Source organism: Methanospirillum sp. (assembly GCF_028679455.1).
Taxonomy (GTDB): domain Archaea; phylum Halobacteriota; class Methanomicrobia; order Methanomicrobiales; family Methanospirillaceae; genus Methanospirillum.
Window position 1 is genome coordinate 1 of sequence record NZ_JAJRBM010000030.1, and the last position, 4089, is coordinate 4089.

4 protein-coding genes are annotated in these 4089 nt (G+C 48.4%); all 4 read left to right on the forward strand.

All coding sequences use genetic code 11. The features are described 5' to 3' along the window. Window positions 1-439, forward strand: a 439-nt coding sequence (locus LUQ50_RS00840) for a DUF4162 domain-containing protein (protein WP_300034732.1), incomplete at its 5' end; no start/stop codon positions are given. Then, window positions 436-1161 carry an ABC transporter permease gene (locus tag LUQ50_RS00845; RefSeq protein WP_300034738.1) on the forward strand — a complete coding sequence of 242 codons (726 nt, stop codon included), beginning with the start codon at window positions 436-438 and terminating at the stop codon, window positions 1159-1161. The genes LUQ50_RS00840 and LUQ50_RS00845, both read left to right, overlap by 4 nt. A 47-nt stretch (window positions 1162-1208) precedes the next feature. Next, complete coding sequence (locus LUQ50_RS00850; RefSeq protein ID WP_300034741.1) at window positions 1209-2216, forward strand: ABC transporter substrate-binding protein; 1008 nt, start codon at window positions 1209-1211, stop codon at window positions 2214-2216. A 48-nt stretch (window positions 2217-2264) separates the two neighbouring features. After that, the coding region (locus LUQ50_RS00855; protein WP_300034744.1) for an NHL repeat-containing protein at window positions 2265-4089 on the forward strand (1825 nt) is incomplete at its 3' end.

Genomic DNA, 4089 nt, shown 5'->3' on the forward strand with positions numbered 1-4089 from the left:
TATCAGGACGCTTCGCAGCGGTGGGATGAGTATCTTTGTGACCACTCATTATATGGATGAGGCTGACCGGTACTGCGACCGGGTGGCAATCATGGACAAAGGAGTTGTCAAGGCTATTGACTCCCCTGCAAATTTGAAATCCATGATATCCCAGGATGTGGTAACGATAACCATCTCCGGGTATTTTTCACCGATCTCAGTACCAGGTGTCAGATTTACTAAGGCTGAAGCAGATGAACTGACTTTTTATGCAGATCACGGTGACGCGGCCCTTCCCCTGATCAAGGATGCCCTGACAGAACAGGGAGTGAAGGTTCTGGCAATGTCAGTACGGCGTCCTTCACTTGATGACGTATTCCTCCACCTGGTTGATAATGCAGAAGATACTTCTCCGTTTAATCTGAGCAGATTCAGGAATATTACGGGGAGGCGGGGATGAATCCGATCCTAGTCTACTGTCGCCGGGATCTGATCCGATGGTTCAGAGGAAAATGGGGTTTTATCTCGGCAATGGTGATGCCTGCTGCATGGCTGGTCTTTGTCGGTCTGGCCCTGCCGATCAGATTTACGGATCATTATATCGATTTCGTTACTCCGGGAATCCTTGCAATGACGACTCTTTCAGCGTCACTAGCCGGAGGAGGGCTGCTCATCATGGACCGGATGCTCGGATTCTTTAACAAATTCCTGGCTCTCCCGCCACCCCGGGAATCTATCCTGTTCGGTAAGATCCTGGTGATCACCATTCGTGGTCTTATTCAGTCAACGATTATTCTGTGCATCGCATTCCTCCTCGGAGCACAACTCTACTCTCCTACCCAGTTGGCGATGACCTATCTGATCCTGTTCATTTTTGGTTCTCTCCTCTCTGCCTGTGCAACTACTCTGGCAATATACGTAGGGGATCATGACCAGTATGCTGCGGTAAATGCGATGATCTCGATGCCCATCTTCTTCACCTCGTCAGCCATGATGCCTTATGATCAGATGCCGGACTGGCTCAGGCCTCTGGCTCATCTGAACCCATTGAGTTATGCAATTGACGGGATTCGGATGATGCAGACCGGAGCCATACCGTTCACCCAGATCGGGCTACTATTCGTTCTCTGTCTGATTGTTGTAGGATTAGCGGTTCACGCATTCAGGAAGGTGAAGATCTGAATGGCTAAATACAACTCATATCGCTAAAAAAACCTGGAAATCGAACCATGAATGTAAAAAAAATTACTCCAATCGTTCTAACACTCCTGATTCTCCTCTGTGGAATAACGGGAATCTGTACAGCATCAGTAACCTTTACCGATACACCTGGAAATTCAATCACCCTTCCAGGTCCCGCTGAACGGGTAGTCTGCCTGAACAGTGATGTTGCTGAAACGATGGTCGCCCTGGGAGCCGGAGATAAGATAGTCGGACTTACCGATAGTGTCATGACCGATACCGTTCTCATGTCCCATATTCCGAATGCGGAAAATGTGGGGAACTGGCAGACTCCAAGTCTGGAGAAGGTCCTGCAGCTCAAACCTGATGCAGTTATCACGTATTCAAGTTCAAAACCGAAAAATACTGACCAATTCATCAATGCCGGGATCAATCTGACCTATCTGGACTGTTACAAGATGAACACCCTGGATCACGATGTCAGGGCTCTCGGATCCCTCATCGGGGCTCCAGACCGGGCAGAACAGTATATCGGATTTAAGGACAGGTGGGTGAACAAAATCACTGGCCAGGTGGCTGATCTCCCTGCTGATGCACTCCCTGAAGTTTACATCGAGGGATATTCAGATTACTCTGCCAACGGGAAAGATAGCGGTATGGATCAATTGGTCACCATCGCAAAAGGGAACAACATTGCATCAGATCTTGGCGAACAGTGGCCGAAGGTCACCCCTGAATGGGTGATCAGTGAAGATCCGGATCTGATCATCAAGGCAGTTTCAGTTAAACCGGATAAAACTCTGGCACAAGTCAGGGACGATGTGATGAAACGGGCAGGCTTTGAGACCCTTACTGCAGTAAAGGATACCCAGGTATACGCCCTGAACGGGGATCTTGCATACGGTCTCCGTAGTCCTGTGGGTCTGGTGTATGTCGCAAAAGCCCTTCATCCGGACCGCTTCGCAGATATCAGCCCCGATGAGGCCCTTAAGGAGTATGCAGATATCTTTGTATCCGGGATGGAGAACGGGGAATATTACGCTCCGGTTCTGTGAATAAAATATGAATGTACTACTCATTCCCTGGTCCATCGGTGATCCAATATGATCCCAATCATTCTCCGTAAGTACCGATCAGGGAATGGGCACATACCCTCACACCCCTTTCATGAGCCGGGAGGAGGACTTCCTCAATCTGACTTTTTTCTCTTCTCTTCTGCTATTTTTCTTCTGATCCTGGTATCTGCGATAGTTCCCATGGTGAATGCAGCCTCCCTTTCAGTACAGATAACAAACACAACTTCGGGACATTTCACCTATGAAGTTACAAACGAATTTGGATCTTTCGGTTCACTTCCAGGCGAACTAGATCAGATCAGTGATCTGCAAGTCGGGAGGGATGGCACCATCTATATATCAGACACGGGAAATCATCAGATCGCAATCTTTTCCCTGAACGGGACATATCTTCGATCCATCGGAGGATGGTTTGAAGGTACAGGATTCCTCTTTTCTCCGGGAGGAATAATACTCGATTCGAAGGGAAACCTGTATGCTGCTGATTCGGGAACTGACCGGGTACTTGTGTTTGATCCACAAGGAAATGAGAGATCCAATTTTACAATCCCTGGGAATTCCAGCGTCCACCACTATGGAGTCAGATATATCGCAGTGAATTCGACAGGTTTCATCTATGTTACTGAACCCGCAGACAAAACCATCAGAGTACTTGATCCCCGGGGAAACCTGGTCCAAACCCGGAACATAACCCGACAAACCAGCATCCCTAGATCACCGGGCCCGATGGCAATAGATGAGAATGATACGCTGTATATGATCGACCCTGGTTCCCGGGATTTTCGGGTCTATAGCCCAAACGGAACGCTGATCGGTGACTGGAGCCTGAATAAACTTGGATTTTACTCTGACACGGTATTGTTCGATCTGATCATCGGTCCGGATGGCTATCTGTACTGTTCTGCTGTAGGTCATAACGATGTTTCTATCCTGAACACGAATGGAACTCTGGTCGACCGGACAATGCTTCCAACCTCATCGGTACAGTTCCCATCTCTGGCTTTTACACCTGATGGCGATCTGGTCGTGGGAGATTCACAAAAGAAGAAGATATCGATTATTCACCGAACGAGAGTTGCAGGTCAGTCACTGCCATCAGGATCATCAGATCATGTTACCGTGCAAGTCAAAGTCTCACCAGAACAGGAGTCTGAATCATCCCGGCTTTATGTAACACCGGTTGTTATCCCGGTGCATGGCTTGAAATATCCGTCACAGGTAGTTTATAATGAGGACCGGACACTGTTCATCTCTGATTACAATGCTCACACGGCATACAAAACTGATATCAGAGGAAATATTCTCCTTACCTTTGATAACCGCTCAGTGCCTGATGGAAGGTTCAACAATCCGGGAGGGATCGCACGTGATTCGACTGGAACTATCTACATTGCCAACCAGGGGTATGGAAGGATTGAGATCTTCTCGCCAGATGGCAGATATCTCTCATCTCTGGGGAGTCATGGGTATGGATCCGGACAGTTCAACCGTCCTTCAGGTCTGGCCTTCGGCCCTGACGGCTCACTATATGTTGCAGACCTTGGAAATAACCGGATCGTCAGACTCGATACAACCGGAAGAATACTGGAAACATGGGGAAAGCAGGGGATTAAGGACGGTGAGTTCAGGGAACCCTGGGGTGTAACGGTGGATCCTGTCGGGATGGTGTATGTTACCGACTCGCAGAATAACCGAATACAGCAGTTCAGTTCAAACGGCACCTGGATCCGGTCCTGGGGATCGAAGGGAGATACTCCAGGCAGATTTCAGATTCCACTGGGGATCCAGATTGGACGAGACGGTTTTCTATATGTTGTGGATGTGAACAATTATCGTATCCAGAAATTTTCCA

Excerpts from the sequence above, each read along its gene's own strand:
- LUQ50_RS00845 (WP_300034738.1), top strand. The coding sequence starts at position 436 with ATGAATCCGATCCTAGTCTACTGTCGCCGGGATCTGATCCGATGGTTC.
- LUQ50_RS00850 (WP_300034741.1), top strand. The coding sequence starts at position 1,209 with ATGAATGTAAAAAAAATTACTCCAATCGTTCTAACACTCCTGATTCTC.